The sequence below is a fragment of the uncultured Campylobacter sp. genome (genome assembly GCF_938018145.1).
Lineage (GTDB): Bacteria > Campylobacterota > Campylobacteria > Campylobacterales > Campylobacteraceae > Campylobacter_A.
On record NZ_CALIII010000150.1, the window covers coordinates 1 to 2,422 of the forward strand.

Annotated in this window: 4 protein-coding genes; all 4 read right to left on the minus strand. The window is 50.9% G+C overall.

The features are described from left to right. Positions 1-564 (minus strand): hypothetical protein (locus Q0338_RS03435; protein WP_298085541.1); only part of this gene is annotated, 564 nt, incomplete at its 3' end. Positions 565-620: 56 nt separating this feature from the next. After that, complete coding sequence (locus tag Q0338_RS03440; protein ID WP_298085542.1) at positions 621-1,406, minus strand: UDP-N-acetylmuramate dehydrogenase; 786 nt, start codon at positions 1,404-1,406, stop codon at positions 621-623. Beyond that, positions 1,403-1,669 (minus strand): flagellar biosynthesis protein FliQ, encoded by a 267-nt coding sequence (fliQ, locus tag Q0338_RS03445; protein ID WP_002953589.1) that lies wholly within the window; start codon positions 1,667-1,669, stop codon positions 1,403-1,405. The genes Q0338_RS03440 and fliQ overlap by 4 nt, the downstream gene beginning before the upstream one ends. Beyond that, positions 1,669-2,422, minus strand: a 754-nt coding sequence (locus tag Q0338_RS03450; RefSeq protein ID WP_298085543.1) for an MqnA/MqnD/SBP family protein, incomplete at its 5' end; no start/stop codon positions are given. The genes fliQ and Q0338_RS03450, both read right to left, overlap by 1 nt.

A 2,422-nucleotide genomic window follows, 5' to 3' on the forward strand; every position in this document is an offset into this window, starting at 1 on the left:
GCCCATCGCTACAAATTTATAACCGTCGTCGTAGCCGCTACTACAAAGTTTTGAAAATATCTCAAAGCCCTTTTTAGGATCGTGCTCGGCGCCGTTTTTGCCCTCGGTGTATGAGTAGCCCGTCCATAGACATCCTAAATTTGAGCCCAGATCGCAAGCTTTTTGGTAGTATTTGACGTCTTGTTTTTCATAAGCGTAGTCTATGCAGGCCGCCGCGTCGTTGTTTTCGCAGCCTTTTTCGGCGCTCACGGCGGTTTTGTCTTTTACTTTGTCGCAGCAGTCGGCTCTTTTGCCAAACGATATCTCGCAGCACTTTTCATAGGTTTGCTTTGCGCGTCCGGAGTCTTTTTTGACGTCAGAACCCTTGCCAAACTCATAAAGCTGCCCAAGCTCCTTGCAAGAGGAATCGACCTTTTCTTTATAACAGCCTAGCTTAAAGTAGTTCTCCGCGTCCTTCCACTGGCCTTTGGATTTTGCCGCTAGTCCGTTGTTGTGATTTGGCCCGGCCTGTGCTATCGACAGGCAACAAAATGCTAAAAACATGGCTAAAGCTAGCTTTTTCATAAGACCCTCCTTGCGAGTAATCTTAAGCATTATAGCCTCTTTGCTATGCTTTTAACCTAAATCACGACTACTTCGGTTTTTAGCTCGACGCCAAACTGCTCCAAAACGCGCTCGCGGGCTAAATTTATGAGCCCGGTTACGTCCGCGAAGGTCGCGGCGTTAAAATTTATGATGAAATTTGCGTGCTGTTCGCTAAATTTAGCCCCGCCTATCGCGTAGCCCTTTAGCCTCACGGCTTCGATCAGCCTGCCCGCGTAGTCGCCGGGCGGATTTACAAAACAGCTGCCAAAGCTAGCGCCCTTTGGCTGATTTGCGCGCTTAGCGGCAAAGTCTGCTGCAAGCGCCGCGTCAAATTCGCGCGAGATTTTAAACTCGGCGCCAAATATCGGCTCATCTATCCCGCTTTTTCGGTAGCTAAAGCTTATCCTCTCGCGCTCTACCCAGCCGCATCCTAGACGCACCGCGAGCAAGTCGTCGCTGATACTAACGCCGCAAAGCCCCGCGTTCATTTTTATTAATCCACCTAGCGTACCAGGGATATTTTGCAAAAACTCAAATCCGCCGATATTATGCTTTTTGGCGAAGTTGTAAATTTTGCCCGACTTGGTCGCAGCTCCGATACTAAGCACGTCGCCGCTTAAGTTTATATAATCAAACGCGCTGCCTAACATCATCATCGCGGGCGGGTTTGGCGAGACTAGTAGGTTGTTCGCGCCGCCTATCATCACGCGCCCGGCAAACTCCGGCTTTAGCGCGTCCTCTATGCTCTCTAGGACTACTACCTCGTGCACGCCGCCCACTCTCACCGAGCTAAATTTGGAAAAATCTATAAGCTGCGTCATTGCACGAAATTCGGGATAAACTCTATCATGCGCGTCGTGAAATCAACCATCATCGAGACCATCCACGGCATCAAAAATATAATCACGACGACGACTAAAATGATCTTTGGCACGAAGCTTAGCGTCATCTCGTTTATCTGCGTCGTAGCCTGAAATATACTGATGATAAGGCCCGCCGATAGGCCCGCGAGCAGCATCGGAAAGCTCAGATATAGCGCGATCTTAAAGGTTTCGATACCGAGTTCTATGAGCGTTGATTGCATTAGCTAAACCTTATATCGTTGTACTCGGTCGGCACGAGGTAGTTTTCGGCCTTGATCGGTAGCGGGTAAAATCCTCGCTCGTAACCGAGCGCAAACAGCCTATTTGCTGCCTTTAGCTGCGTTTCGTTCATCGAGACGGAGCTATCGTTTGCGTAGAGATTTAGGTAGGTTTTTAGCTTTTCTTTATCGACGCGGATCAAATTTCGCTCCATGAGCATGTGCGATAAAAACGGCTTATGCGCGGTGGCGATGCGCACGCCCTCGGTTAGCACGCGCTCGCACTCGATGGCGTCCGTTATCGGTAGGCTGCGGCGAACCGCCATGCCTCCCAGCGGCAGCGGCAGATTTTCGCCCGCTAGCTCGCTCCAGATGTCCCAGATCTCGCGCTCCACGCAAAGCTCGTCCGAAAAGTCCAAAATACTCTCGTGTATCAGCACGCCCGCGTCCACCTCGCCGCTTAAAACCGCGCCCTCGATGTCTAGGAAATTTTTATAAACTATGCGCGCCTGCGGGTATGCCATGCGAAAAAGCAGGGCGTTTGTCGTGTGTTTGCCGCTTAGCGCGACCTTGAAATTTCGCTTTAAAACCGCGCCCTTTTTCTTGACTAGCTTTGGGCCGTAGCCCTCGCCAAAGCTCACCGCCGTGCGCAAAAGCGCGTATTCGTCGCAGATAAGCGGATATAGCGCGAAGCTAATCGCCGTGGCCTCGTAAGTGCCCTTTAGCGCCTCGTCGTTTAGCGTCTGGATATCAAGC

Coding starts and splice junctions, on each gene's coding strand:
- Q0338_RS03440 (WP_298085542.1), bottom strand. CDS start 1,406: ATGACGCAGCTTATAGATTTTTCCAAATTTAGCTCGGTGAGAGTGGGC.
- fliQ (WP_002953589.1), bottom strand. CDS start 1,669: ATGCAATCAACGCTCATAGAACTCGGTATCGAAACCTTTAAGATCGCG.